Origin of the sequence: Bacillus sp. BS98, from assembly GCF_008432245.1 — a bacterium.
Classification (GTDB): domain Bacteria; phylum Bacillota; class Bacilli; order Bacillales; family Bacillaceae_G; genus Bacillus_A; species Bacillus_A toyonensis.
In genome coordinates this window covers 121094-144478 of the sequence record NZ_CP043830.1, presented here as the reverse complement: position 1 = coordinate 144478, position 23385 = coordinate 121094, and the positions used below count along the sequence as shown (strand labels likewise).

Annotated in this window: 39 protein-coding genes; all 39 read right to left on the bottom strand. The window is 40.2% G+C overall.

All coding sequences use genetic code 11. The features are described 5' to 3' along the window. Positions 1 to 35: 35 nt before the first annotated feature. The 39 genes from truA to F0362_RS00650 all read right to left on the bottom strand — a co-directional run bounded on the left by truA (position 36) and on the right by F0362_RS00650 (position 23342). Positions 36 to 779 carry a tRNA pseudouridine(38-40) synthase TruA gene (truA, locus tag F0362_RS00840; protein WP_000439681.1) on the bottom strand — a complete coding sequence of 248 codons (744 nt, stop codon included), beginning with the start codon at positions 777 to 779 and terminating at the stop codon, positions 36 to 38. 14 nt (positions 780 to 793) lie between these two features. Continuing rightward, positions 794 to 1588: an energy-coupling factor transporter transmembrane component T family protein gene (locus F0362_RS00835; protein ID WP_001186520.1), complete on the bottom strand. Its 795-nt coding sequence runs from the start codon at positions 1586 to 1588 to the stop codon at positions 794 to 796. After that, positions 1576 to 2457 carry an energy-coupling factor ABC transporter ATP-binding protein gene (locus F0362_RS00830; RefSeq protein WP_149889612.1) on the bottom strand — a complete coding sequence of 294 codons (882 nt, stop codon included), beginning with the start codon at positions 2455 to 2457 and terminating at the stop codon, positions 1576 to 1578. The genes F0362_RS00835 and F0362_RS00830 overlap by 13 nt, the downstream gene beginning before the upstream one ends. After that, positions 2433 to 3275 carry an energy-coupling factor ABC transporter ATP-binding protein gene (locus tag F0362_RS00825; protein WP_000711788.1) on the bottom strand — a complete coding sequence of 281 codons (843 nt, stop codon included), beginning with the start codon at positions 3273 to 3275 and terminating at the stop codon, positions 2433 to 2435. Before F0362_RS00825 ends, F0362_RS00830 begins: the two co-directional genes overlap by 25 nt. 103 nt (positions 3276 to 3378) lie before the next feature. After that, the gene (gene rplQ / locus F0362_RS00820) at positions 3379 to 3741 is read right to left on the bottom strand and encodes a 50S ribosomal protein L17 (protein ID WP_000331490.1); all 363 of its coding nucleotides are present in this window, start codon (positions 3739 to 3741) and stop codon (positions 3379 to 3381) included. Between the two features lie 35 nt (positions 3742 to 3776). After that, positions 3777 to 4721 (bottom strand): DNA-directed RNA polymerase subunit alpha, encoded by a 945-nt coding sequence (locus F0362_RS00815; protein ID WP_000569643.1) that lies wholly within the window; start codon positions 4719 to 4721, stop codon positions 3777 to 3779. Positions 4722 to 4902: 181 nt separating this feature from the next. Then, positions 4903 to 5292: a 30S ribosomal protein S11 gene (gene rpsK, locus F0362_RS00810; RefSeq protein WP_000101797.1), complete on the bottom strand. Its 390-nt coding sequence runs from the start codon at positions 5290 to 5292 to the stop codon at positions 4903 to 4905. Between the two features lie 24 nt (positions 5293 to 5316). Continuing rightward, positions 5317 to 5682, bottom strand: a complete 366-nt coding sequence (gene rpsM, locus F0362_RS00805) for a 30S ribosomal protein S13 (protein WP_000090793.1) — start codon at positions 5680 to 5682, stop codon at positions 5317 to 5319. Positions 5683 to 5703: 21 nt separating this feature from the next. Continuing rightward, positions 5704 to 5817 (bottom strand): 50S ribosomal protein L36, encoded by a 114-nt coding sequence (gene rpmJ / locus F0362_RS00800; protein ID WP_000868344.1) that lies wholly within the window; start codon positions 5815 to 5817, stop codon positions 5704 to 5706. Between the two features lie 35 nt (positions 5818 to 5852). Further along, positions 5853 to 6071: a translation initiation factor IF-1 gene (infA, locus tag F0362_RS00795; RefSeq protein ID WP_001029884.1), complete on the bottom strand. Its 219-nt coding sequence runs from the start codon at positions 6069 to 6071 to the stop codon at positions 5853 to 5855. A gap of 68 nt (positions 6072 to 6139) precedes the next feature. Then, positions 6140 to 6886 (bottom strand): type I methionyl aminopeptidase, encoded by a 747-nt coding sequence (map, locus tag F0362_RS00790; protein WP_000582534.1) that lies wholly within the window; start codon positions 6884 to 6886, stop codon positions 6140 to 6142. Beyond that, positions 6886 to 7536 carry an adenylate kinase gene (locus F0362_RS00785; protein WP_001048991.1) on the bottom strand — a complete coding sequence of 217 codons (651 nt, stop codon included), beginning with the start codon at positions 7534 to 7536 and terminating at the stop codon, positions 6886 to 6888. The genes map and F0362_RS00785 overlap by 1 nt, the downstream gene beginning before the upstream one ends. 54 nt (positions 7537 to 7590) lie before the next feature. Beyond that, positions 7591 to 8892 carry a preprotein translocase subunit SecY gene (secY, locus tag F0362_RS00780; RefSeq protein WP_000490120.1) on the bottom strand — a complete coding sequence of 434 codons (1302 nt, stop codon included), beginning with the start codon at positions 8890 to 8892 and terminating at the stop codon, positions 7591 to 7593. After that, complete coding sequence (rplO, locus tag F0362_RS00775; protein WP_000766083.1) at positions 8892 to 9332, bottom strand: 50S ribosomal protein L15; 441 nt, start codon at positions 9330 to 9332, stop codon at positions 8892 to 8894. Before rplO ends, secY begins: the two co-directional genes overlap by 1 nt. 33 nt (positions 9333 to 9365) lie before the next feature. Continuing rightward, on the bottom strand, positions 9366 to 9548 hold the full coding sequence (rpmD, locus tag F0362_RS00770; protein ID WP_001085231.1) for a 50S ribosomal protein L30: 183 nt from the start codon (positions 9546 to 9548) through the stop codon (positions 9366 to 9368). Positions 9549 to 9561: 13 nt separating this feature from the next. Continuing rightward, positions 9562 to 10062, bottom strand: a complete 501-nt coding sequence (rpsE, locus tag F0362_RS00765) for a 30S ribosomal protein S5 (protein ID WP_000554646.1) — start codon at positions 10060 to 10062, stop codon at positions 9562 to 9564. A 21-nt stretch (positions 10063 to 10083) separates the two neighbouring features. Further along, positions 10084 to 10446 (bottom strand): 50S ribosomal protein L18, encoded by a 363-nt coding sequence (rplR, locus tag F0362_RS00760; protein ID WP_000628818.1) that lies wholly within the window; start codon positions 10444 to 10446, stop codon positions 10084 to 10086. 31 nt (positions 10447 to 10477) lie between these two features. Continuing rightward, positions 10478 to 11017 carry a 50S ribosomal protein L6 gene (rplF, locus tag F0362_RS00755; RefSeq protein ID WP_000086552.1) on the bottom strand — a complete coding sequence of 180 codons (540 nt, stop codon included), beginning with the start codon at positions 11015 to 11017 and terminating at the stop codon, positions 10478 to 10480. 32 nt (positions 11018 to 11049) lie between these two features. Further along, positions 11050 to 11448: a 30S ribosomal protein S8 gene (rpsH, locus tag F0362_RS00750; protein ID WP_000245511.1), complete on the bottom strand. Its 399-nt coding sequence runs from the start codon at positions 11446 to 11448 to the stop codon at positions 11050 to 11052. A 29-nt stretch (positions 11449 to 11477) separates the two neighbouring features. Beyond that, the gene (gene rpsN / locus F0362_RS00745; RefSeq protein ID WP_001085700.1) at positions 11478 to 11663 is read right to left on the bottom strand and encodes a 30S ribosomal protein S14; all 186 of its coding nucleotides are present in this window, start codon (positions 11661 to 11663) and stop codon (positions 11478 to 11480) included. Positions 11664 to 11696: 33 nt separating this feature from the next. After that, positions 11697 to 12236, bottom strand: a complete 540-nt coding sequence (gene rplE / locus F0362_RS00740; RefSeq protein WP_001080829.1) for a 50S ribosomal protein L5 — start codon at positions 12234 to 12236, stop codon at positions 11697 to 11699. A gap of 26 nt (positions 12237 to 12262) precedes the next feature. Further along, positions 12263 to 12574 (bottom strand): 50S ribosomal protein L24, encoded by a 312-nt coding sequence (rplX, locus tag F0362_RS00735; protein ID WP_000558200.1) that lies wholly within the window; start codon positions 12572 to 12574, stop codon positions 12263 to 12265. Between the two features lie 38 nt (positions 12575 to 12612). After that, positions 12613 to 12981 carry a 50S ribosomal protein L14 gene (rplN, locus tag F0362_RS00730; protein WP_000615912.1) on the bottom strand — a complete coding sequence of 123 codons (369 nt, stop codon included), beginning with the start codon at positions 12979 to 12981 and terminating at the stop codon, positions 12613 to 12615. A gap of 43 nt (positions 12982 to 13024) precedes the next feature. Beyond that, complete coding sequence (gene rpsQ, locus F0362_RS00725) at positions 13025 to 13288, bottom strand: 30S ribosomal protein S17 (protein ID WP_000004106.1); 264 nt, start codon at positions 13286 to 13288, stop codon at positions 13025 to 13027. A 20-nt stretch (positions 13289 to 13308) separates the two neighbouring features. After that, on the bottom strand, positions 13309 to 13509 hold the full coding sequence (gene rpmC, locus F0362_RS00720) for a 50S ribosomal protein L29 (RefSeq protein ID WP_000855718.1): 201 nt from the start codon (positions 13507 to 13509) through the stop codon (positions 13309 to 13311). Next, positions 13499 to 13933 carry a 50S ribosomal protein L16 gene (rplP, locus tag F0362_RS00715; protein ID WP_000928969.1) on the bottom strand — a complete coding sequence of 145 codons (435 nt, stop codon included), beginning with the start codon at positions 13931 to 13933 and terminating at the stop codon, positions 13499 to 13501. Before rplP ends, rpmC begins: the two co-directional genes overlap by 11 nt. A gap of 1 nt (position 13934) precedes the next feature. After that, positions 13935 to 14594, bottom strand: a complete 660-nt coding sequence (rpsC, locus tag F0362_RS00710; RefSeq protein WP_000529958.1) for a 30S ribosomal protein S3 — start codon at positions 14592 to 14594, stop codon at positions 13935 to 13937. A 3-nt stretch (positions 14595 to 14597) separates the two neighbouring features. Then, the gene (gene rplV, locus F0362_RS00705; protein WP_001148024.1) at positions 14598 to 14939 is read right to left on the bottom strand and encodes a 50S ribosomal protein L22; all 342 of its coding nucleotides are present in this window, start codon (positions 14937 to 14939) and stop codon (positions 14598 to 14600) included. Positions 14940 to 14956: 17 nt separating this feature from the next. Beyond that, complete coding sequence (gene rpsS / locus F0362_RS00700) at positions 14957 to 15235, bottom strand: 30S ribosomal protein S19 (RefSeq protein ID WP_000124454.1); 279 nt, start codon at positions 15233 to 15235, stop codon at positions 14957 to 14959. A 60-nt stretch (positions 15236 to 15295) separates the two neighbouring features. Next, positions 15296 to 16126, bottom strand: coding sequence for a 50S ribosomal protein L2 (gene rplB, locus F0362_RS00695; RefSeq protein WP_000511583.1), 831 nt, complete (start codon positions 16124 to 16126; stop codon positions 15296 to 15298). 28 nt (positions 16127 to 16154) lie between these two features. Next, positions 16155 to 16445, bottom strand: a complete 291-nt coding sequence (gene rplW, locus F0362_RS00690; protein WP_001205558.1) for a 50S ribosomal protein L23 — start codon at positions 16443 to 16445, stop codon at positions 16155 to 16157. Next, on the bottom strand, positions 16445 to 17068 hold the full coding sequence (rplD, locus tag F0362_RS00685; protein ID WP_001127258.1) for a 50S ribosomal protein L4: 624 nt from the start codon (positions 17066 to 17068) through the stop codon (positions 16445 to 16447). Before rplD ends, rplW begins: the two co-directional genes overlap by 1 nt. A 25-nt stretch (positions 17069 to 17093) precedes the next feature. Next, entirely contained in the window at positions 17094 to 17726 is a 633-nt protein-coding gene (gene rplC / locus F0362_RS00680) for a 50S ribosomal protein L3 (RefSeq protein WP_000160209.1), read from the bottom strand. A gap of 34 nt (positions 17727 to 17760) precedes the next feature. Then, on the bottom strand, positions 17761 to 18069 hold the full coding sequence (rpsJ, locus tag F0362_RS00675) for a 30S ribosomal protein S10 (protein ID WP_001040595.1): 309 nt from the start codon (positions 18067 to 18069) through the stop codon (positions 17761 to 17763). Between the two features lie 397 nt (positions 18070 to 18466). Beyond that, entirely contained in the window at positions 18467 to 19654 is a 1188-nt protein-coding gene (gene tuf, locus F0362_RS00670) for an elongation factor Tu (RefSeq protein WP_001029617.1), read from the bottom strand. Positions 19655 to 19771: 117 nt separating this feature from the next. Further along, the gene (gene fusA, locus F0362_RS00665) at positions 19772 to 21850 is read right to left on the bottom strand and encodes an elongation factor G (RefSeq protein WP_000196385.1); all 2079 of its coding nucleotides are present in this window, start codon (positions 21848 to 21850) and stop codon (positions 19772 to 19774) included. Between the two features lie 206 nt (positions 21851 to 22056). Continuing rightward, a complete protein-coding gene (rpsG, locus tag F0362_RS00660) occupies positions 22057 to 22527 on the bottom strand; it encodes a 30S ribosomal protein S7 (protein ID WP_001137492.1) in 471 nt (156 codons plus the stop codon). Between the two features lie 29 nt (positions 22528 to 22556). After that, complete coding sequence (gene rpsL / locus F0362_RS00655; protein WP_001142341.1) at positions 22557 to 22979, bottom strand: 30S ribosomal protein S12; 423 nt, start codon at positions 22977 to 22979, stop codon at positions 22557 to 22559. A 114-nt stretch (positions 22980 to 23093) separates the two neighbouring features. Next, positions 23094 to 23342, bottom strand: a complete 249-nt coding sequence (locus tag F0362_RS00650) for a 50S ribosomal protein L7ae-like protein (protein ID WP_000121831.1) — start codon at positions 23340 to 23342, stop codon at positions 23094 to 23096. Positions 23343 to 23385 lie beyond the last annotated feature (43 nt).

Below are 23385 nucleotides of genomic sequence, written 5' to 3'. Positions count from 1 at the left end.
TGAGTTTCTAATGTCAAGCAAATGTTACACCAGGATTAGTTGTTATAGTTTACTTGCCATAAGTAAAGTCCATGACCTGGAGCCATCTTTCCAGCAAACTGGCGATTTTGTTTTGCTAAAATCTCTGGAATGCTATCAGGATCAAGCTTTCCTTGCCCTACGTTAAGTAACGTACCAACAATAATTCTGACCATATTATATAAAAATCCATTACCTACAAAACGAAAAATTAATTCATCATCTTGCTCAATTAACTCGATTTCAAAAATTGTTCGCACTTTATCTTTTTTGTCAGTTTTTGCCGAACAAAAAGAAGTGAAATCATGCGTTCCAATAAAATAAGGAATCGCTTTTCTTATAGAGTTTATTTCAAGCGGATATGGATATTGATATACGTAATTTCTACGGAATACATCCGCAGTCTTTGATAATAATACACGATAACGATATTCTTTTCTCTCAACACCGTAACGTGCATGAAATTCTTCTGTTTTCTTCTCTACTTGCCTGATAACAATATCATCTGGCAACATTGTGTTTAAAGCATTACTCCATTGCCACTCTTCAAGAGACAAAGGTGTATCAAAGTGTATGACTTGTCCTTTCGCATGAACGGTAGAATCCGTTCTGCCTGATGCCTGAACACGAACAAGTTCACCCTTATGCAATTTCTGTAATGCCTTCTCTATTTCTTGTTGAACAGTACGATGCTGTGGTTGAATTTGGTAACCACAAAAATGCATGCCATCATATGCAACTGTACATTTTATTCTTTCCATCTTTCCGTTCTCCATTACAATCGCAACCATACTAAAATACAAGCTAAACAAAGTAAACTTATAATTGTTACTGTATCGCTCATTTTCCAGCGTAGTTGCCTAAATTTAGTTCGTCCTTCACCATTTCGATATCCACGTGCTTCCATCGCAATTGCTAAATCCTCAGCACGCTTAAAAGCACTAATAAAAAGTGGAACGAGTAGTGAAATAATTGCCTTCATCCTATCTTTTATCGGACCTCCAGCAAAATCAATACCACGTGACGCTTGTGCTTTCATAATTTTACTCGTTTCATCCATTAATGTCGGAATAAAACGAAGAGAAATAGACATCATTAATGCGATTTCATGAACAGGAACCTTTATACGCTTCAACGGCTTTAATAACGTCTCCAAACCATCTGTAATCTCAATAGGTGTCGTTGTTAACGTTAATAATGTCGTCATTAAAATAATAACAAAGAATCGTATAGAAATGTATATCCCTTGCTCTAATCCCTTTTCATGTATTGAAAACCAACCAAGCTGGAATAGTACATCCCCTTCTTTAGTTGTGAAGATATGCAGGAAAAATGTAAAAAGAAAAATCCATAAAATTGGTTTTAAGCCCGAAAGTACATAACGAATCGGCACTTTTGCAAAAAATAAAGCAATGAGTGCATATAAAAATAAAAATCCATATGAAATCGCATTATTTGCTAAGAAAACAACAAATACATATAAAAAGACAATCAACAGCTTCGTACGAGGATCAAGTTGATGAATGAGTGACTTACCTGGAATGTATCTCCCAATAATCAACTGCTGCATGATTCATGACCACCTTTTCGTAACACCTGTACAACTTCATGAGTAAGATCCTCTAAAGATAAGGTAGCCTTTGGAATTGAAATACCAAACTTCTCTTCAATTGCACGTTTATACTTTAAAGACATCGGAAGGTCCACACCAATTTGTTCTAGTTCATCAGCATGTGAAAATACTTCCTCTGCACTTCCTTGCAAAAAGACCGTTCCTTTATGCATGACCACAATTTGATCTGCATACTTAGCGGCATCCTCCATATTATGGGTAACAAGAATGACTGTAAGCCCCTGCTCCTTATGCAAACTATAAAACATCTCCATAAGCTCGTGCTGTCCTTTCGGATCAAGCCCCGCTGTAGGTTCATCTAATACAAGTACTTCGGGTTCCATCGCAAGTACGCCCGCTATTGCAACACGCCTCATTTGCCCACCGCTTAATTCAAACGGAGAACGTGCTAATAACTCTATATCCAATCCAACAAGCTGAATGGCATCTTTTGCCTTTTGCTTTGCCACTTCTTCAGATAAACCGAAATTAGTAGGCCCAAAACAAATATCTTTCTTCACTGTCTCTTCAAATAACTGATGTTCTGGGAACTGAAAGACAACCCCTACTTTTTTTCGTAGTGGCTTAAGCTTCTTCTCTTTCTTCCCTGCTGAAATTAAATGTTCACCAATTTGAACCGTACCATTTGTCGGCTGCAATAAACCATTTAAATGTTGAATCATCGTCGACTTACCTGAACCAGTATGACCGATAATGGCATAATAGCCTCCACTTGGAAACGACACGTCTACATCATAAAGCGCGCGTCTTTCAAATGGAGTTTTATATTGATAACGATGTTCTACTTTTTGGAATGTAATCTCCAAAGTTCGTTCACCAAACTTTCCATTGTAAGATGCGTATTTTGCAAAAGAATTTCACTTCTTTTTAATAATTCTGCTATTTTTACTGAAAAAGGTACATCTAACCCAATTTCTTGGAGCATATGAGAGGACTTGAAAATTTGCTTTGGGGTCCCTTCCTCTAATATTTCTCCCTTGTTTAAAATAATGACACGGTCTGACTGTGCCGCTTCTTCTAAATCGTGCGTAATTGATAATACGGTAATACCTTTTTGATTAACAAGCTGTCTAACCGTTTCTACTACTTCACGTCTCCCTTGAGGGTCTAACATTGACGTTGCTTCATCTAGTATTAAAATAGATGGCTGAAGTGCTAAAACACCTGCTATTGCAACTCGCTGCTTTTGCCCACCAGATAACGAATGGGGCTCATCATTAAGAAAATCTTCCATACGGACAAGTCGCAGGGCTTGTTCTAATCTTTCTACCATCTGTTCCCTTGGCATTCCGATATTTTCTAAGCCAAATACAACGTCATCTTGTACTGTCGTTCCAACAAATTGATTATCTGGATTTTGAAATACCATTCCAATTTGTTTTCGAACATCCCATACCGTTTCTTCTGATAAAACCATTGTATCATTTACAGTAATTGTCCCTGATTCCGGCAAAAACAAACCATTCAATAATTTTGCAAGTGTAGATTTACCTGAACCATTTTGTCCGATAACAGATACCCATTCTCCTTCATATAAGGAAAACGAAACATCTTTTAATGCATACGAGGCTGCCCCAGGATATTGAAATGATACATTTTCTGTCCGAAGTTTCTCTTTTTTCAATACAAGGCACCCTTTCCTTCGCCAAGTTAGCCTTTTTTATATTTAAAAAAAAAGGGCCATGACCAGTTACTTGAAAAGAACTGTCCTGCCCTTTTAATTATCATTATACTAACTCGATAATTACCATTGGTGCTGCGTCTCCGCGACGTGGACCAATTTTTGCAATACGAGTGTATCCGCCTTGGCGCTCAGCATAGCGTGGAGCTACATCAGCGAATAATTTTTGAAGTGCATCTTGACCAGTCTCAGCGTTAGCAACTTCATTGCGAATGAAAGCTGCTGCTTGACGACGAGCGTGAAGATCTCCGCGTTTACCTAAAGTGATCATTTTTTCCACTACAGAACGAAGTTCTTTTGCACGAGTTTCTGTCGTTTGGATGCGCTCGTTGATAATTAAATCAGTAGCTAAATCACGTAACATAGCTTTACGTTGCGCACTTGTACGGCCTAATTTTCTGTATGCCATTCGTAGTTCCCTCCTTTGTTGATGGGTTTAAATCCTCAGTCGTCTTTACGTAAACCTAAACCTAATTCCTCAAGTTTATGTTTAACTTCTTCTAAGGATTTACGTCCTAAGTTACGAACTTTCATCATATCTTCTTCTGTTTTGTTCGCAAGCTCTTGTACAGTATTAATTCCTGCACGTTTTAGGCAATTATAAGAACGAACAGAAAGATCTAGTTCTTCGATAGTCATCTCAAGAACTTTCTCTTTTTGATCTTCTTCCTTCTCGACCATAATCTCAGCATTTTGTGCTTCATCAGTTAAACCAACAAAGATATTTAAATGCTCAGTTAAGATTTTGGCCCCTAAAGAGATAGCTTCTTTTGGCCCGATGCTTCCATCCGTCCATACATCAAGCGTAAGCTTATCATAATTAGCCACTTGTCCGACACGTGTCTTTTCCACTTGGTAAGTTACACGTGATACTGGAGTATAAATAGAATCAATAGGAATTACTCCTATTGGTTGATCTTCGCTTTTATTTGCATCAGCTGGCGTATACCCACGGCCACGCTTTGCAGTTAAACGCACGCGGAAATGCGCATCCTTTGCTAACGTTGCAATGTGTAAATCTGGATTTAAGATTTCTACATCACTATCGTGAGTAATATCAGCAGCTGTGACAATACCTTCGCCCTGCACATCAATTTCCAACGTCTTCTCTTCTTCAGAGTAGATTTTAAGAGCTAACTTTTTCAAGTTTAAGATGATCGTCGTAACGTCTTCTACTACGCCCTCAACTGTTGAAAATTCATGTAATACGCCATCGATTTGGATAGCAGTAACAGCGGCACCAGGGAGTGAGGATAAAAGAATACGACGTAAGGAGTTACCCAAAGTAGTACCATATCCACGCTCAAGCGGTTCAATTACGAATTTACCATATTTAGCATCTTCGTTAAGTTCAACCGTTTCGATTTTCGGCTTTTCGATTTCAATCATTAACTAAACCCTCCTTCAAAACGTCGAAACCCCGGTTAAACAAAGGTATACCCCTTTGATTAACCGAAAGTCCCCCTTAGGCAGTTCCCGATTGTGCACAACAAGCGATGTTTCTGTACGAAATTTCTCGATAATGCATCATATCCATTATAGACAAAAGGGAAAATTCTATACAGAAAAATTACACACGACGACGTTTTGGTGGACGACATCCATTATGAGGAACTGGAGTAACATCTCTAATTGCTGTTACTTCTAGACCTGCAGCTTGAAGAGCACGAATTGCAGCTTCACGACCAGCACCAGGACCTTTAACAGTAACCTCTAAAGTTTTTAAACCGTGCTCCATTGCAACTTTAGCAGCAGCTTCAGCAGCCATTTGCGCAGCGAATGGAGTAGACTTACGAGATCCACGGAAACCAAGTGCACCAGCACTAGACCAAGAAAGTGCGTTACCATGAGTATCTGTAAGTGTTACGATTGTGTTGTTGAAAGTAGAACGAATATGAGCTATACCAGCTTCAATATTCTTTTTCACACGTTTTTTACGAGTGTTTGTTTTACGTGCCATTGTTAGTTCAACCTCCTTTACTTATTATTTCTTTTTATTTGCTACTGTACGACGTGGACCTTTACGTGTACGAGCATTGTTTTTAGAGTTTTGACCACGAACTGGTAAACCACGACGGTGACGAAGACCACGGTAAGAACCGATCTCCATTAGACGTTTAATGTTAAGAGATACTTCACGACGAAGGTCTCCCTCAACTTTAATGCTATCGATAACATCACGGATACGTCCTAGTTCGTCTTCCGTTAAATCACGAACTCGTGTTTCTGAAGAAATACCAGCTTCAGTAAGAATTTTTTCAGCAGTTGTGCGACCAATGCCGAATACGTAAGTTAAAGAAATAACAACGCGTTTGTCTCGAGGAATATCTACACCTGCGATACGTGCCATTCTGAATGCACCTCCTTCTGATTAACCTTGTTTTTGTTTATGTTTAGGGTTTTCACAAATAACCATTACTTTTCCACGTCTACGAATAACTTTACATTTTTCGCAGATTGGTTTAACTGACGGTCTTACTTTCATGTCTCGAACCTCCTTAAAGATTACGGAGTGCTATATTATTTAAAACGGTACGTAATACGACCACGATTTAAATCGTACGGAGATAATTCTACCGTAACTTTGTCTCCTGGTAAAATACGAATGAAGTTCATACGGATTTTACCAGAAACGTGAGCCAATACGACATGCCCATTCTCTAATTCTACTTTGAACATAGCATTTGGCAACGTTTCAAGAACGGTACCTTCGACTTCAATTACATCATCTTTAGCCATTCAATAGTTCTCCCTTCTTCAAATCAGTAACATTTTACACTGCTCTGAAATTCCGGAGAGCCAGCTACTTATAAAGTGGTAAGGATTTCGTATCCTGCTTCTGTAAGAGCAATCGTGTGCTCAAAATGGGCACACCATTTACCATCTACCGTTACCACTGTCCAGTCATCAGATAGTGTTTTTACATATCGTCTTCCTTGATTCACCATCGGCTCAACACAGATGACCATTCCCGGCTTTAATCTAGGGCCTCTATTTGGAGGACCATAGTGCGGGATTTGAGGGTCCTCATGTAAGTCTTGCCCGATTCCGTGACCAACATACTCCCTAACGATCGAGAATCCGTTCTCTTCAGCATGGGTTTGAACCGCATGTGAGATATTTGATAATCTTTCGCCTGGTTTTACTTGTTCTAAACCAAGATACAACGATTTTTCTGTGACATCAAGTAGCTTTTGAACAGATTCAGAAATGTTTCCAACTGGATACGTCCATGCAGAATCTCCATGGTACCCATTGTATTTCGCACCAATATCGATACTGATGATATCGCCCTCTTCGAGCTTTCGCTTCCCTGGAATTCCGTGTACAAGCTCTTCATTTACAGAAGCACATATGCTCCCCGGAAATCCGTTGTATCCTTTAAAAGATGGCGTAGCACCATATTTTTGAATCGTCTTTTCCGCTATTTGATCGAGCTCTTTCGTTGTAATTCCTGGAGTAATATGCTGTTTCAACTCTTGATGAGTTAAAGCAACGATCCTGCCAGCTTCTCGCATGATTTCTATCTCGCGAGGAGTTTTGCAGATGATCATTACGCTAAGCCTCCGATGAGAACATCGATATCAGCAAATACTTTATTGATGTTTTGCTCACCATTAATGCTTTGCAAGTAACCAAGCTCCTCATAGAAATCAAGCAAAGGTTTTGTTTGCTTAATATTTACATCTAAACGATTTGCTACAGTTTCTTCATTGTCATCAGAGCGTTGATATAAATCGCCACCACATTTATCGCACACATCAGCGTTTGCTGGTGGATTGAATTCTAAGTGGTAAGTCGCACCGCACTCTTTACAAATGCGACGGCCTGTAAGGCGTTTTAATAACAACCCTGAATCCACATTAATGTTTAAAACATAGTCGATTTTTTTGCCAAGATCTTTCATAATCTCTTCAAGAGCTGATGCTTGTGCAACAGTTCGTGGGAAACCATCTAATAAGAATCCTTTTACACAGTCTTCTTGACTTAAACGTTCACGAACGATTCCGATTGTAACTTCATCTGGAACAAGAGCACCTTTATCAATAAAAGATTTTGCTTGTAAACCCATTTCAGTTTCAGCCTTCATAGCTGCACGGAACATATCTCCTGTTGAGATGTGAGGGATGTTATACTTGGCAACAATCTGTTCGGCTTGTGTACCTTTACCAGCACCAGGAAGCCCCATTAAAATTAAGTTCATCCTTGTTCCCCCTCAGTACATGAGCATGTAGGGAAGACAAGCCTTCCCACTTACTCATTGCTTGATAAACCCTTTGTAATGGCGTTTTACCAGTTGGCTTTCTAGCTGCTTCATTGTTTCTAAAGCAACGCCGACAACGATTAACATACTCGTTCCACCGATCTGTGCAGATGGAGGAAGATTTCCCAATTTCGTAAAGATAACTGGTAAGATTGCAATCGCTGCTAGGAAAATTGATCCTACAAAGGTCAAACGATACAAGATTTTTGTTAAATATTGTTCCGTATTCTTACCCGGACGAATACCTGGAACATATCCACCTTGCTTATTTAGATTCTCTGACATTTGCTCTGGATTAACCTGAACAAATGCATAGAAATATGTGAAGGCTACAATGAGCGCAACATATATGATCATTCCCACTGGGTGAGAATAGTTAAAGTTTGCAATAATCCACTGCGATACATCATGTTTCGGGAAGAACTGTGCAATAGTTGGAGGTGTAATTAAGAATGAAACAGCAAAAATGACTGGAATAACACCCGCACTATTTACCTTAAGTGGTAAATGAGTGTTTTGTGCTCCAGCATGATTCCCATTCGCTCCTGTTACACGCTTCGCATATTGAATTGGGATCTTTCTAACAGCCTGTTGAATGAAAATAACACCAACAATAACCGCTAGCACAGCTAGTAAGATCAATACAACTTTAACGATACTCATGAACAATTGATCTCCGATATTTTGAAACTGTTGTTGATACACTTGAGATATAACACTTGGGATCGCTGCGGCAATACCACCAAAGATAAGGATGGAAATACCATTACCTACACCTTTAGCTGTAATCTGTTCACCTAACCACATTAAAAATGCAGTACCAGCAGTCAGTACCGTAGCAATGTATAAATAAGTGCTCCAACCAGGATTCAAAATTAATTGCCCACCTACCATACCGTTAAAACCGATTGACATACCAAACCCCTGAATAAACGCAAGAACAATTGTAAAGTAACGCGTGAATTGCGTTAGTTTACGACGGCCCATTTCACCTTGCTTCGACCATTCCGAAAATTTAGGAACAACATCCATCTGCAATAATTGCACGATGATGGATGCTGTAATATACGGCATGATTCCCATCGCGAAGATGGAGAAGTTTTTCAAGGCGCCACCGCCAAATGTATTTAGGATACCTAAGGCATTTAATTGATCTTGTGCTTTCAGTACGTCTCCATTTGTAAATGGCACTGGGATAAACGTGCCAATCCTGAATACGATTAACATCGCTAAAGTGAATAATATTTTACGTCTTATCTCAGCAACGCGCATAAAGTTGGAGATTGTACGAAACATTAGATCACCTCAACTGATCCGCCAGCTGCTTCAATTGCTTCTTTAGCACTTGAAGAGAACTTGTGCGCTTTAACAGTTAATTTTTTCTCTACTGCTCCGCTTGCAAGAATTTTAACACCGTCGTTTAACTTGCTGATAACGCCAGTTTCCAGCAATAATTCAGGTGTTACTTCTGTACCATCTTCAAAACGATTTAACGTTGATAAGTTTACAATAGTAAACTCTTTACGGTTAATGTTTGTGAAGCCGCGTTTTGGTAAACGACGGAATAATGGAGTTTGACCACCTTCGAAGCCAAGACGAACACCGCCACCAGAACGTGCGTTTTGTCCTTTATGACCTTTACCAGCAGTTTTACCGTTACCAGAACCGATACCACGACCGACACGGTTACGTACTTTACGAGAACCTTCTGCAGGTTTTAATTCATGAAGTTTCATTCCCAGGCACCTCCTTATATTAATGAGTTATCCTTAAGCTTCTTTTACAGTTATAAGGTGAGAAACTTTGTTGATCATACCAAGAATAGCAGGAGTTTCTTCCTTAACTACAGTTGAATTCAACTTTTTAAGACCTAAAGCTTCTACCGTCGCACGTTGATCTTGTGGACGACCAATTACACTACGAGTGAGGGTAATTTCTAACTTTTTCGCCATTTGTTTTCCCTCCTTAACCTAGTAGCTCTTCTACAGATTTACCGCGTAATTTTGCAACATCTTCAGCGCGCTTAAGTTCGCTTAATCCGTTCACAGTAGCGCGAATCATGTTGATTGGTGTGTTAGAACCAAGAGATTTCGAAAGAATATCTTGTACACCAGCTAATTCAAGTACCGCACGAACAGGTCCACCAGCAATAACACCAGTACCTTCAGCAGCAGGTTTTAAGAATACTTCACCAGCTCCAAAATGACCGTTGATTGTGTGTGGAATTGTTGTACCAACTAATGGTACAGCGATTAAGTTTTTCTTAGCGTCTTCGATAGCTTTGCGAATTGCGTCTGGTACCTCTTGTGCTTTACCAGTACCGAATCCAACATGACCGTTTTTATCGCCAACTACAACTAGTGCAGCAAAGCGGAAACGACGACCACCCTTAACAACTTTCGCGACACGATTTATCGTAACTACACGTTCTTCAAGTTCTAATTTACTTGGGTCAATGCGATGCATCAATTTTCCCTCCTTTGACCATTAAAATTGTAATCCAGCCTCACGAGCAGCTTCAGCTAGAGCTTTAACACGGCCATGGTATAAGTAACCACCGCGATCGAATACTACTTCTTTAACGCCTTTCTCTACAGCACGCTTAGCAACTGATTCTCCAACTTTCGTAGCAGCTTCAGTATTGCTAGTACCGTTAAGAGCAAGGTCTTTATCAAGAGTAGATGCACTTACTAACGTTACACCATTCACATCATCAATAACTTGAGCGTAAATATGTTGGTTAGAACGGAACACGTTTAAACGTGGACGTTCTGCAGTACCAGTAAGTTTAGCACGTACACGTGCATGTCTTTTCTTACGAGTCGCATTTTTATCAGCTTTAGTGATCATTCTTGTCACTCCTTTCTCTCACCTAACGGGTTTACTTAGCAGTTTTACCTTCTTTACGACGAACAACTTCGCCTTCGTAACGAATACCTTTACCTTTATATGGCTCAGGAGCACGTACAGCACGGATGTTAGCAGCAAATTCGCCAACACGTTGCTTGTCGATACCTTTAATTACGATTTTAGTTGGTGCAGGTACTTCAACTTCGATACCTGCTTCCGGAGTCATTTCTACTGGATGAGAATAACCTACGCTTAATACAAGTTTATCTCCTTGTTTTTGAGCACGGTAACCAACACCGACTAATTCAAGTCCGCGTGCGAAACCTGTAGTTACACCTTCAACCATGTTTCCGATTAAAGCACGAGTTGTACCGTGTAATGCACGGTGTTCCTTCTGTTCAGATGGACGCTCAACTGTTAGTGTATTTTCTTCAATTTTGATAGACATATCAGCATTGAATTTACGAGTTAATTCACCTTTAGGGCCTTTTACTGTTACAGTATTGTCTTCTGCAATTGTAATAGTAACACCTGCAGGGATTTCAAGAATCTTTTTACCAATACGAGACATGTGGTCACACCTCCGTTCGTTTTAAATATATATTACCAAACGTATGCTACTACTTCTCCACCAGTTTGTAATTGACGAGCATCTTTGTCTGTCATTACTCCCTTAGATGTAGAAACAAGAGCGATACCTAATCCGTTAAGTACACGTGGTACTTCATCAGCTTTAGCGTAAACGCGTAAGCCAGGTTTACTGATACGTTTTAATCCAGTGATTACACGTTCATTGTTTGCACCATATTTCAGGAAAATACGAAGGATACCTTGTTTGTTATCCTCGATGTATTCTACATCACGAATGAAACCTTCACGTTTTAAAAGTTCAGCGATCTCTTTTTTGATTTTAGAAGCAGGAACCTCTAATTTCTCATGACGTACCATGTTCGCATTACGGATGCGAGTAAGCATGTCTGCAATTGGATCTGTCATCACCATGTGTTTTACCTCCTTCCCATTTGTGGGTTTTACCAACTAGCTTTTTTAACACCAGGAATTTGACCTTTATATGCAAGTTCACGGAAACAAATACGGCAAAGTTTAAATTTGCGGTATACAGAATGCGGACGACCGCAGCGTTCGCAACGTGTATACTCTTGTACTTTAAACTTAGGAGTACGCTTTTGTTTCGCTATCATAGATTTTTTAGCCACGTTTTCGCCTCCTCTACTTAGCGTTGGCTTCCATTATTTTTGGAATGGCATACCGAATTGTGTTAAAAGTTCACGAGCTTCTTCATCAGTTTTCGCTGTAGTAACGATTACGATGTCCATACCGCGGACTTTGCTTACTTTATCATAATCGATCTCAGGGAAGATAAGTTGCTCTTTAACACCTAATGTGTAGTTCCCACGACCATCGAATGATTTCTTAGAAACACCACGGAAATCACGTACACGTGGTAAAGAAACTGACACTAATTTGTCGAAGAACTCATACATTTGCTCGCCGCGTAAAGTTACTTTCGCACCGATTGGCATACCTTCACGAAGACGGAAACCAGCGATTGATTTTTTAGCACGAGTTACAACAGGTTTTTGACCTGCGATTTGTGTTAATTCTTCTACTGCATTGTCTAAAGCTTTTGAGTTAGATACCGCGTCACCAACACCAGTGTTGATTACGATCTTTTCGATTTTCGGTACTTCCATCACAGATTTATAGTTAAACTTGCTCACTAGAGCAGGAGTAATTTCCTTTTGGAACTTCTCTTTAAGGCGATTCAATGAAGTGACCTCCTTTCTTAAGAAAATTATTTATCTAATAATTCACCAGATTTTTTTGCAATACGAACTTTTTTACCATCTTCTACTTTGAAGCCTACACGAGTAGGTTCACCTGTTTTCGGATCTAAAATCATAACGTTAGAAACGTGAATAGGTGCTTCTTTAGTAATAATTCCACCTTGTGGATTTAATTGAGATGGCTTAGAGTGCTTCTTAACGATATTGACACCCTCAACGATAACACGGTTTTGCTTTGGGAAAGCCACAAGGATAACGCCTTGTTTTCCTTTGTCTTTACCAGTGATTACCTGTACTTTATCACCTTTTTTTACATGCATCTTAATTCTGCACCTCCTTAGCAAGGCAATACCTTAAATTATAGAACTTCTGGAGCTAAAGAAACGATCTTCATGAAGTTGCTATCACGTAATTCACGAGCTACTGGTCCGAAGATACGAGTACCACGTGGGCTCTTATCGTCTTTAATGATAACCGCTGCGTTTTCATCAAATTTGATGTAAGAACCGTCCGGACGACGAGCTCCGCTCTTCGTACGTACTACTACTGCTTTAACAACGTCACCTTTTTTAACAACGCCACCTGGTGTTGCTTGTTTTACCGTAGCAACGATAATATCACCAATGTTAGCATATTTACGACCAGAGCCGCCTAATACTTTAATTGTTAAAAGTTCACGTGCACCAGAGTTGTCAGCAACTTTCAAACGAGATTCTTGTTGGATCATGTTATGAAACCTCCCTTCGGACTAAAAATTCCGATTCGTCTATTTAGATAATAACCGCTTCTTCAACGATTTCAACTAAACGGAAACGCTTAGTAGCAGAAAGCGGGCGAGTTTCCATGATTTTAACGATATCGCCAAGTTTCGCTTGGTTTTGCTCATCATGGGCTTTGTACTTCTTAGAATACTTAACACGTTTTCCGTACAAGGAATGAGTTTTGTAAGTTTCAACTAAAACTGTAATCGTTTTGTCCATTTTGTCAGACACTACACGACCAGTATAAACTTTGCGTTGGTTACGTTCGCTCACTATGCAAACCTCCCCTCAATTTATCGATTAATTCCGATCTCTCTTTCACGAACTACAGTTTTCATACGAGCAATTGCTTTACGCACTTCACGAATGCGAGTTGGATTCTCTAATTGTCCTGTAGCAAGTTGGAAGCGAAGATTAAACAACTCTTCCTTTAAAGCTTTAACTTTTGTTTCGATTTCGGCAGTGGTTAATTCACGAATATCATTAGTTTTCATTAGATTCACCACCATTTTCTTCACGTTTTACGAATTTACATTTCACAGGTAACTTGTGAGCTGCAAGACGTAATGCTTCGCGTGCTACCTCTTCAGACACACCCGCGATTTCGAACATAATTTTCCCAGGTTTTACTACTGCTACCCAGCCTTCTGGTGCCCCTTTACCGGAACCCATACGTACTTCTAGAGGTTTTGCAGTGTAAGGCTTAGAAGGGAAAATTTTAATCCATACTTTACCGCCACGTTTCATGTAACGAGTCATTGCACGACGAGCAGCTTCGATTTGACGGTTTGTAATCCATGAAGCAGCTTGTGCTTGTAAACCGAATTCACCGAAAGCAATTTCAGTTCCACCTTTTGCACGACCACGCATTTTACCACGATGCTCTCTACGATATTTTACGCGTTTTGGCATTAACATATTATTTTCCTCCTTCCTCAGAAGCTTTCTTTTTTGTAGGAAGGACTTCTCCACGGTAGATCCATACTTTTACGCCTAATTTACCGTATGTTGTATCAGCTTCAACTGCTGCATAGTCAATATCAGCGCGAAGTGTATGAAGTGGAACAGTTCCTTCACTGTAAGATTCTGCACGAGCGATATCAGCTCCGCCAAGACGACCAGAAACCTGTGTTTTAATACCTTTAGCACCTGCACGCATAGCACGTTGAATAACTTGCTTTTGTGCACGACGGAATGATACACGGTTTTCTAATTGACGAGCGATGTTTTCGCCTACTAATTTAGCGTTAAGATCAGCTCTCTTAACTTCTAAAATGTTGATGTGTACACGCTTGCCTGTTAATTGGTTAAGAGCTTTACGAAGTGCTTCAACTTCAGTACCACCTTTACCAATTACCATACCAGGTTTTGCAGTGTGAATTGTAACATTTACACGATTTGCTGCACGTTCGATTTCTACTTTAGCAACAGCAGAATCTTTTAAGCGTACAGTAATGTACTCACGGATTTTGATGTCTTCATGTAATAATGTAGCGTAATCTTTCTCAGCGAACCAACGAGATTCCCAGTCACGGATAACACCGACACGAAGACCAATTGGATTAACCTTTTGACCCATCGATTATCCCTCCTTCTTTTCTGATACCACAACTGTGATGTGGCTTGTGCGTTTGTTAATTTGGCTTGCACGACCCATTGCACGTGGACGGAAACGTTTCAACGTTGGACCTTCGTCAACGAAAACTTTTTCAACAACTAGGTTGTTAATATCCATCTCATAATTGTGCTCTGCATTTGCGATTGCAGATTTTAAAACTTTTTCTACAACTGGAGAAGCAGTTTTTGGTGTGTGGTTAAGGATAGCAATCGCTTCACCCACTTGCTTACCTCGGATTAAGTCTACTACTAAACGAACTTTACGAGGAGCAATACGAACTGTTCTCGCTACTGCTTTAGCTTGCATTGAAGTGCCTCCTCTCATTATCTTCTAGTTTTCTTATCGTCAGCAAGGTGACCTTTATACGTACGAGTTGGTGCGAATTCACCTAACTTATGGCCAACCATATCCTCAGTGATGTACACAGGTACGTGTTTACGACCATCATATACAGCGATTGTGTGTCCGATGAACTGAGGGAAGATTGTTGAACGGCGAGACCAAGTTTTAACAACTTGTTTTTGCTCAGATGCAACTAATTTTTCCATTTTGCTCATTAAGTGATCATCGACAAATGGTCCTTTTTTTAAGCTACGAGCCATTTTGGTGCCTCCCTTCGTGATTGGCGTACGGTTCTAGAAATGAACCGTACTACAATCCCATTATTTTTTACGACGACGAACGATAAATTTATCAGACGCTTTATTTTTCTTACGAGTCTTGAATCCAAGAGTTGGTTTACCCCATGGAGACATTGGAGACTTACGTCCGATTGGAGAACGTCCTTCACCACCACCGTGTGGGTGATCAACCGGGTTCATTACAGAACCACGAACTGTTGGGCGTTTACCTAACCAGCGAGAGCGACCTGCTTTACCGATTTTGATAAGTTCGTGTTGTTCGTTACCAACTTGACCGATTGAAGCGCGACAAGCAGATAATACAAGACGTACTTCACCAGAAGTTAAACGTACAAGTACGTATTTACCTTCTTTACCAAGTACTTGAGCAGATGTACCAGCAGAACGAACTAATTGTCCGCCACGACCAGGCTTAAGCTCGATGTTATGAACAACAGTACCTACTGGAATGTTGATTAATGGTAATGCGTTACCGATTTTAATGTCAGCTTCTGGGCCAGACATAACTTCCATACCTACTTCTAAAGATTTAGGAGCAAGAATGTAACGTTTTTCACCGTCAACGTAGTTAATTAATGCGATATTCGCAGAGCGGTTTGGATCGTATTCGATCGTAGCAACGCGTCCTGGAATTCCATCTTTGTTACGCTTAAAGTCGATGATACGGTATTGACGCTTATGTCCGCCACCTTGATGACGTACAGTAATTTTACCTTGGTTATTACGACCCGCCTTCTTGCTTAAAGGAGCAAGTAATGACTTTTCGGGTCTGTCAGTCGTGATTTCAGCGAAATCATTCGTAGTCATATTACGACGACCGTTAGTAGTTGGATTATACTTTTTAATTCCCATCTCAATTTCCCTCCTTCTTTAGTAAGAATTAAACGCCTTGGAAGATTTCGATTTCTTTGCTGTCAGCAGTTAGCTTAACGATTGCTTTACGACGACGGCTAGTAAAACCAGCGTGACGACCAACGCGTTTTGCTTTCGGCTTGTAGTTCATGATGTTCACTTTTTCTACTTTAACACCAAAGATCGCTTCAAGAGCATCTTTAACTTCTGTTTTATTAGATTTAACGTCCACATCGAACGTGTATTTTTTTTCAGCCATCATTTCCATAGAACGTTCAGTGATAACTGGGCGCTTAATGATATCACGAGGATCTCTCATTATGCAAGCACCTCCTCTACTTTTTCCACTGCCGCTTTTGTCATGATTAGCTTATCATGATGAAGCACGTCTAAAACGTTTACGCCATCAGCAGTGATTACTGTTACTCCAGGGATATTGCGAGCAGATAACTCTACAGATTCGTTTGCATCAGCAGTTACGATAAGAGCTTTCTTCTCAACAGTTAATCCTTTAAGTACTGCTAGCATATCTTTTGTTTTTGGTGCATTTAACACTAGGTCTTCAAGAACTACAATGTTGTTCTCAACTACTTTAGTAGCTAATGCAGATTTGATTGCTAAACGACGAACTTTCTTAGGAAGTTTGTACGCATAGCTTCTTGGTGTAGGTCCGAATACCGTACCACCACCACGCCATTGAGGAGAGCGGATAGACCCTTGACGAGCACGTCCAGTTCCTTTTTGACGCCATGGTTTACGACCACCACCGCGAACTTCAGAACGAGTTTTTACTTTGTGTGTACCTTGACGTAAAGATGCACGTTGCATCATTACAGCTTCGAAAAGTACAGCTTCATTTGGTTCGATACCGAAAATAGCTTCAGCTAATTCGATTTCACCAACCTGTGAACCAGTTTGGTTATATACAGTAACTTTTGGCATTGGAATTCCTCCTTCCTATTGTGAATTATTTGCTAACCTTCACAGCGCCTTGAACAACTACAAGAGATTTCTTAGCACCTGGAACGTTACCTTTTACTAGTAATAAGTTGCGCTCAGTGTCAACTTGAACGATTTCTAAGTTTTGGATAGTAACTTGGTCTCCACCCATACGTCCAGCAAGTTTTTTGCCTTTGAATACACGGTTCGGAGCAACTGGGCCCATTGAACCTGGACGACGGTGATAGCGAGAACCATGAGACATAGGTCCGCGAGATTGTCCGTGGCGTTTGATAACACCTTGGAAACCTTTACCTTTAGAAATTCCTGTTACGTCAACGATTTCACCTGCAGCGAAAACTTCAACTTTTACCTCTTGACCAACCTCTAATCCGTCCACGTCTGCATCGCGGATTTCGCGAATGAAGCGCTTAGGAGTTGTAGATGCTTTAGCAGTGTGGCCTTGTTCAGGTTTGTTAGTTAACTTTTCACGTTTATCTTCAAATCCTAACTGGATTGCATTGTAGCCATCAGTTTCAGTTGTTTTCTTTTGAAGAACAACGTTTGGATTAGCAGCGATAACTGTTACTGGGATTAACTCACCGTTCTCAGCAAATACTTGAGTCATACCGATCTTTCTTCCTAAGATTCCTTTGGTCATGAGTTACACCTCCTACATTTTTAAGTTATATAATTTATAGTTTGATTTCGATATCTACACCAGACGGTAAGTCTAAACGCATTAATGAATCTACTGTTTGTGGAGTAGGACTCACGATATCGATTAAACGTTTGTGTGTGCGCATTTCGAATTGCTCACGAGAATCTTTGTACTTATGAACAGCACGAAGAATTGTGTAAATAGTCTTCTCAGTTGGTAATGGGATCGGACCAGAAACTGTTGCCCCAGAACGCTTAGCTGTTTCTACAATTTTCTCAGCTGATTGATCAAGAATACGGTGATCATAAGCTTTTAAACGGATACGAATTTTTTCTTTTGCCATTATTTTCCCTCCTTCGTTCGCCTATTTCTAAAATAGACCTTCTCCATGGAAATTTCCCCACACCATGCCATGGCAAAGCGGCCGGGTGTGTCAGCAACCTTCCACTTCATCGCAGTCAAAGACCAACATTGTCTATTATACAATGTTATTCGTCTAGATGCAAGCATCTTTTTGTTTGCATCTGCTTTTCTCTACTTTTGCTATTATACATGGCACTTTAAAGAATTTCAAGTTTTCATCTAACAGAATTCATTTTACAGTTTCTGGATTTTGTTTTGATGGTTTTATATTAATATAGAAGAAACTCGTCAAAACATAAAAATATAATCTTACTCATTATATAAACACAAACAAAAAACCCAAGGGAGAATCCCTTGGGTTTTTATATCAGTTAAGATTACTCAACGATAGTTGCAACTACGCCGTAACCTACTGTACGTCCACCTTCACGAATAGAGAATTTAGTTCCCTCTTCGATAGCGATTGGAGCGATAAGTTCGATAGTCATTTCGATGTTGTCACCAGGCATTACCATTTCAGTACCTTCTGGTAATTGGATGATACCAGTTACGTCAGTTGTACGGAAGTAGAACTGAGGACGGTAGTTAGCGAAGAATGGAGTGTGACGTCCACCTTCTTCTTTAGATAATACGAAAACTTCAGCTTTGAATTTAGCGTGTGCTTTTACAGAGCCAGTTTTAGCAAGAACTTGTCCACGTTGGATGTCTTCACGAGCAACCCCACGAAGAAGAGCACCGATGTTGTCTCCAGCTTGAGCTTGGTCAAGAAGTTTACGGAACATTTCTACACCAGTTACAGTTGTAGAAGCATTCTCTTCAGCAAGACCGATGATTTCTACTACGTCACCAACTTTAACGATTCCACGCTCTACACGACCAGTTGCAACTGTACCACGACCTGTGATAGAGAATACATCCTCGATAGGCATTAAGAATGGTTTGTCAGTTTCACGTTCTGGAGTTGGGATGTAAGCATCAACTTCAGTCATTAATTCAATGATTTTTGCTTCCCAATCAGCTTCTCCTTGAAGAGCTTTAAGAGCAGAACCTTTGATTACAGGAATGTCGTCGCCTGGGAATCCGTATTCAGATAATAGGTCACGAACTTCCATTTCTACTAATTCTAATAATTCTTCGTCGTCTACCATGTCGCATTTGTTTAAGAATACAACGATGTAAGGTACACCTACTTGACGAGAAAGAAGGATGTGCTCACGTGTTTGAGGCATTGGGCCATCAGCAGCAGATACTACTAAGATACCGCCGTCCATTTGAGCAGCACCAGTGATCATGTTTTTAACATAGTCAGCGTGACCTGGGCAGTCAACGTGTGCATAGTGACGAGTTTCAGTTTCGTACTCAACGTGTGCAGTTGAGATTGTGATTCCGCGCTCTCTTTCTTCTGGAGCAGCGTCGATTTGATCGTATCCGCGTGCTTCAGCACCACCAGCTTTTGCAAGAACTGTAGTGATCGCAGCAGTTAATGTAGTTTTACCATGGTCAACGTGGCCGATTGTACCGATGTTAACATGGGGTTTAGAACGTTCGAATTTAGCTTTAGCCATTCTAAATTCCTCCTTAGTTTATATAGGTTATTTTATATTTAGACTAGAAAGCGAAACCGAAGTCTCACTTTCTAAGCTTACATAAGTAGTTATACTTGAACAATCGATAAAAATCAATTATTCACCTTTATTTTTTTTAATAATTTCTTCTGAAACAGACTTCGGTACTTCTTCATAATGATCAAATGTCATTGAGAATGTTCCGCGTCCTTGAGTGTTTGAACGTAATGCTGTCGCATAACCGAACATTTCAGAAAGTGGAACCATAGCGCGAACAACTTGTGCGTTACCGCGAGCTTCCATACCTTCTACACGTCCACGACGAGATGTTACGTCACCCATGATGTCTCCCATGTATTCTTCAGGAATTACAACTTCAACTTTCATCATTGGCTCAAGAATTACTGGGTTACATTTAGAAACCGCAGCTTTAAGTGCCATAGATGCAGCGATTTTGAACGCCATCTCAGATGAATCGACATCATGGTAAGAACCGTCAACTAATGCTGCTTTAATGTCAACTAGTGGGTAACCAGCTAGTACACCATTTTTAAGTGAGTCTTCAAGACCCGCTCCAACAGCTGGGATGTATTCACGTGGAACTACACCGCCGACGATTTTGTTTTCGAATTCAAATCCTTTACCTTCTTCGTTAGGTGCAAACTCAATCCAAACGTGACCGAATTGTCCACGTCCACCAGATTGACGAGCGAACTTACCTTCAACTTTCGCAGCAGCGCGGAAAGTTTCACGGTATGCTACCTGAGGAGCACCAACGTTTGCTTCAACTTTGAATTCACGGCGCATACGGTCAACGATGATATCAAGGTGAAGTTCACCCATACCAGCGATGATTGTTTGGCCAGTTTCTTGGTCAGTGTGAGCACGGAATGTTGGATCTTCTTCAGAAAGCTTAGATAATGCTGTACCCATTTTATCTTGGTCAGCTTTAGATTTTGGTTCGATAGCTACAGAGATAACTGGCTCTGGGAATTCCATAGACTCAAGGATAACAAGGCTCTTCTCGTCACAAAGAGTATCACCAGTAGTAGTATCTTTTAAACCTACAGCAGCAGCGATGTCACCAGCGTAAACTGTTGAAATCTCTTCACGGCTGTTAGCGTGCATTTGTAGGATACGACCTACACGCTCACGCTTACCTTTAGTTGAGTTTTTCACGTATGATCCAGAGTTTAACACACCAGAGTACACACGGAAGAACGTTAACTTACCAACATAAGGGTCAGTCATGATTTTGAATGCTAAAGCTGCAAATGGTTCTTCATCGCTAGACTTACGTTCTACTTCTTCCTCTGTATCCGGAAGAGTACCTTTAATAGCAGGTACATCTAATGGAGATGGTAGGTAGTCGATAACTGCGTCTAACAGAATTTGAACACCTTTGTTTTTGAATGCAGAACCACAGATTACTGGGAAGAATTCTACAGAAGTTGTAGCCTTACGGATACCAGCTTTAAGCTCTTCTACAGTGATTTCTTCACCTTCTAGGTACTTCATCATCATTTCTTCATCAAGCTCAGCTACCGCTTCAATAAGCTTTCCACGGTATTCTTCAGCTAGTTCTTTGTGCTCTTCAGGAATTTCGACACGCTCGATGTCTGTTCCTAAATCGTTACCGTACATGTAAGCACACTCTTCAACAAGGTCAATGATACCATTGAACTCATCTTCAGCACCGATTGGTAACTGAATTGGATGTGCGTTTGCTTGTAAACGATCGTGGATTGTTCCTACAGAGTATAAGAAATCTGCACCGATCTTATCCATTTTGTTAACGAATACGATACGAGGTACACCGTAAGTAGTAGCCTGACGCCAAACAGTTTCTGTTTGTGGTTCAACACCAGATTGTGCATCAAGTACTGCTACCGCACCATCAAGTACGCGTAAAGAACGTTCTACTTCTACTGTGAAGTCTACGTGTCCTGGAGTGTCAATGATGTTTACACGGTGACCTTTCCATTGAGCTGTAGTTGCAGCAGAAGTAATTGTGATACCACGCTCTTGCTCTTGCTCCATCCAGTCCATCTGAGATGCACCTTCATGAGTTTCACCGATTTTATGAATACGTCCTGTGTAATACAGAATACGCTCAGTTGCTGTAGTTTTACCAGCATCGATGTGAGCCATGATACCAATATTACGAGTGTTTTCTAAAGAGAACTCTCTTGTCATTTGGTGTCTTGCTCCTTCCATATATGGATTGGATTTTTTTATTTTAAGTAGCAAAAAAGCCACTTTATATTGTTACATATGCCAGTGTCCAGTACCCTCATTATGTAAAACGAGCGCCCAACGAAAGGGAGAGGCATTCTCCCTCTCCACACTTCCATAAGCGACAAATAAAGCGGTTTATGCTTACATTTATTTTACGTTGAATCCTACCAACGGTAATGAGCAAATGCTTTGTTAGCTTCTGCCATTTTATGAGTGTCTTCACGTTTCTTAACAGATGCACCAGCGTTGTTAGCTGCATCTAAGATTTCGTAAGCTAGACGCTCTTCCATAGTTTTTTCACCACGAAGACGAGCATAGTTTACTAACCAGCGAAGACCTAAAGTTGTACGGCGTTCTGGACGAACCTCAACTGGAACTTGGTAGTTAGCACCACCAACACGACGAGCGCGTACTTCAAGAACAGGCATGATGTTCTTAAGAGCTTGCTCGAATACTTCCATTGGTTCTTTATCTGAACGTTCACGAACGATATCGAAAGCGTTATAAAGAATTGTTTGAGATTTACCTTTTTTACCGTCAACCATCATTTTGTTGATTAGGCGTGTTACAAGTTTAGAATTGTACATTGGATCAGGTAACACGTCACGTTTCGCAACAGGTCCTTTACGAGGCATATTGAGTTCCTCCTTTCATTATAAGTTTATTATTTTTTAGCAGGTTTTGGTCGCTTAGTACCATATTTAGAACGTCCTTGCATACGTTTGTCAACACCAGCTGTATCAAGCGCTCCACGAACGATGTGGTAACGTACCCCTGGTAAATCCTTTACTCGACCACCGCGAATTAATACTACGCTATGCTCTTGTAGGTTATGACCGATACCTGGGATGTAAGCTGTAACTTCAATACCGTTTGTTAAACGTACACGAGCGTATTTACGTAACGCTGAGTTAGGTTTCTTTGGAGTCATTGTACCAACACGAGTACATACACCACGTTTTTGAGGTGCAGAGATATCAGTTGATTTTTTCTTTAAAGAGTTAAAACCTTTGTTTAACGCAGGTGATTTAGATTTCCATACTTTATCAGTACGACCATTTCTCACTAATTGGTTAATAGTAGGCATTTGATTATCCTCCCTTCGCATATTTGTATGACCACATATCCAGGTGGTTCATTATTAGTTGAAAACAAAGTTTTTGCAAGGAAGAGCAAATGCTCTCTCCTCACAAAAACAGTTTTAACTTATTATTCCTATTGCTGAAGCTCCCACTTGAATCCCCGAAACTTTTCCAAGCTTACGAACTGATTCAACTTTGGTTATGGGTATGTTATGTTGCAAAGCAGTGCGAATGATAATATGGGTTAACCGCACATCAGCATCTTCTGCAATAACAACTTCTTTAACTATACCATTTTTGATTGCTTCCAATGTTCGTTTATGACCAACGACTACATTTTCAGCATTTGACACTTTTTGATAAGACATATAAATATCCTCCAAAGCATCGTTCAGGAGCAACCTTGATTAT

Bases quoted from the DNA above. Each gene is read 5' to 3' on its own strand.
- truA (WP_000439681.1), bottom strand. From the start codon at position 779: ATGGAAAGAATAAAATGTACAGTTGCATATGATGGCATGCATTTTTGT.
- F0362_RS00835 (WP_001186520.1), bottom strand. From the start codon at position 1,588: ATGCAGCAGTTGATTATTGGGAGATACATTCCAGGTAAGTCACTCATT.
- rplQ (WP_000331490.1), bottom strand. From the start codon at position 3,741: ATGGCATACAGAAAATTAGGCCGTACAAGTGCGCAACGTAAAGCTATG.
- F0362_RS00815 (WP_000569643.1), bottom strand. From the start codon at position 4,721: ATGATTGAAATCGAAAAGCCGAAAATCGAAACGGTTGAACTTAACGAA.
- rpsK (WP_000101797.1), bottom strand. From the start codon at position 5,292: ATGGCACGTAAAACAAACACTCGTAAAAAACGTGTGAAAAAGAATATT.
- rpsM (WP_000090793.1), bottom strand. From the start codon at position 5,682: ATGGCACGTATCGCAGGTGTAGATATTCCTCGAGACAAACGCGTTGTT.
- rpmJ (WP_000868344.1), bottom strand. From the start codon at position 5,817: ATGAAAGTAAGACCGTCAGTTAAACCAATCTGCGAAAAATGTAAAGTT.
- infA (WP_001029884.1), bottom strand. From the start codon at position 6,071: ATGGCTAAAGATGATGTAATTGAAGTCGAAGGTACCGTTCTTGAAACG.
- map (WP_000582534.1), bottom strand. From the start codon at position 6,886: ATGATCATCTGCAAAACTCCTCGCGAGATAGAAATCATGCGAGAAGCT.
- F0362_RS00785 (WP_001048991.1), bottom strand. From the start codon at position 7,536: ATGAACTTAATTTTAATGGGGCTTCCTGGTGCTGGTAAAGGTACACAA.
- secY (WP_000490120.1), bottom strand. From the start codon at position 8,892: ATGTTTCGTACAATCTCCAACTTTATGCGCGTTGCTGAGATAAGACGT.
- rplO (WP_000766083.1), bottom strand. From the start codon at position 9,332: ATGAAACTTCATGAATTAAAACCTGCAGAAGGTTCTCGTAAAGTACGT.
- rpmD (WP_001085231.1), bottom strand. From the start codon at position 9,548: ATGGCGAAAAAGTTAGAAATTACCCTCACTCGTAGTGTAATTGGTCGT.
- rpsE (WP_000554646.1), bottom strand. From the start codon at position 10,062: ATGCATCGCATTGACCCAAGTAAATTAGAACTTGAAGAACGTGTAGTT.
- rplR (WP_000628818.1), bottom strand. From the start codon at position 10,446: ATGATCACTAAAGCTGATAAAAATGCGACTCGTAAGAAAAGACATGCA.
- rplF (WP_000086552.1), bottom strand. From the start codon at position 11,017: ATGTCTCGTATTGGTAAAAAGATTCTTGAAATCCCTGCAGGTGTTACT.
- rpsH (WP_000245511.1), bottom strand. From the start codon at position 11,448: ATGGTGATGACAGATCCAATTGCAGACATGCTTACTCGCATCCGTAAT.
- rplX (WP_000558200.1), bottom strand. From the start codon at position 12,574: ATGCATGTAAAAAAAGGTGATAAAGTACAGGTAATCACTGGTAAAGAC.
- rplN (WP_000615912.1), bottom strand. From the start codon at position 12,981: ATGATCCAACAAGAATCTCGTTTGAAAGTTGCTGACAACTCTGGTGCA.
- rpmC (WP_000855718.1), bottom strand. From the start codon at position 13,509: ATGAAAACTAATGATATTCGTGAATTAACCACTGCCGAAATCGAAACA.
- rplP (WP_000928969.1), bottom strand. From the start codon at position 13,933: ATGTTAATGCCAAAACGCGTAAAATATCGTAGAGAGCATCGTGGTAAA.
- rpsC (WP_000529958.1), bottom strand. From the start codon at position 14,594: ATGGGTCAAAAGGTTAATCCAATTGGTCTTCGTGTCGGTGTTATCCGT.
- rplV (WP_001148024.1), bottom strand. From the start codon at position 14,939: ATGCAAGCTAAAGCAGTAGCGAGAACAGTTCGTATTGCTCCTCGTAAA.
- rpsS (WP_000124454.1), bottom strand. From the start codon at position 15,235: ATGGCTCGTAGCTTAAAAAAAGGACCATTTGTCGATGATCACTTAATG.
- rplB (WP_000511583.1), bottom strand. From the start codon at position 16,126: ATGGGAATTAAAAAGTATAATCCAACTACTAACGGTCGTCGTAATATG.
- rplW (WP_001205558.1), bottom strand. From the start codon at position 16,445: ATGAGAGATCCTCGTGATATCATTAAGCGCCCAGTTATCACTGAACGT.
- rplD (WP_001127258.1), bottom strand. From the start codon at position 17,068: ATGCCAAAAGTTACTGTATATAACCAAACTGGTTCACAGGTTGGTGAA.
- rplC (WP_000160209.1), bottom strand. From the start codon at position 17,726: ATGACCAAAGGAATCTTAGGAAGAAAGATCGGTATGACTCAAGTATTT.
- rpsJ (WP_001040595.1), bottom strand. From the start codon at position 18,069: ATGGCAAAAGAAAAAATTCGTATCCGTTTAAAAGCTTATGATCACCGT.
- tuf (WP_001029617.1), bottom strand. From the start codon at position 19,654: ATGGCTAAAGCTAAATTCGAACGTTCTAAACCCCATGTTAACATCGGT.
- fusA (WP_000196385.1), bottom strand. From the start codon at position 21,850: ATGACAAGAGAGTTCTCTTTAGAAAACACTCGTAATATTGGTATCATG.
- rpsG (WP_001137492.1), bottom strand. From the start codon at position 22,527: ATGCCTCGTAAAGGACCTGTTGCGAAACGTGACGTGTTACCTGATCCA.
- rpsL (WP_001142341.1), bottom strand. From the start codon at position 22,979: ATGCCTACTATTAACCAATTAGTGAGAAATGGTCGTACTGATAAAGTA.
- F0362_RS00650 (WP_000121831.1), bottom strand. From the start codon at position 23,342: ATGTCTTATCAAAAAGTGTCAAATGCTGAAAATGTAGTCGTTGGTCAT.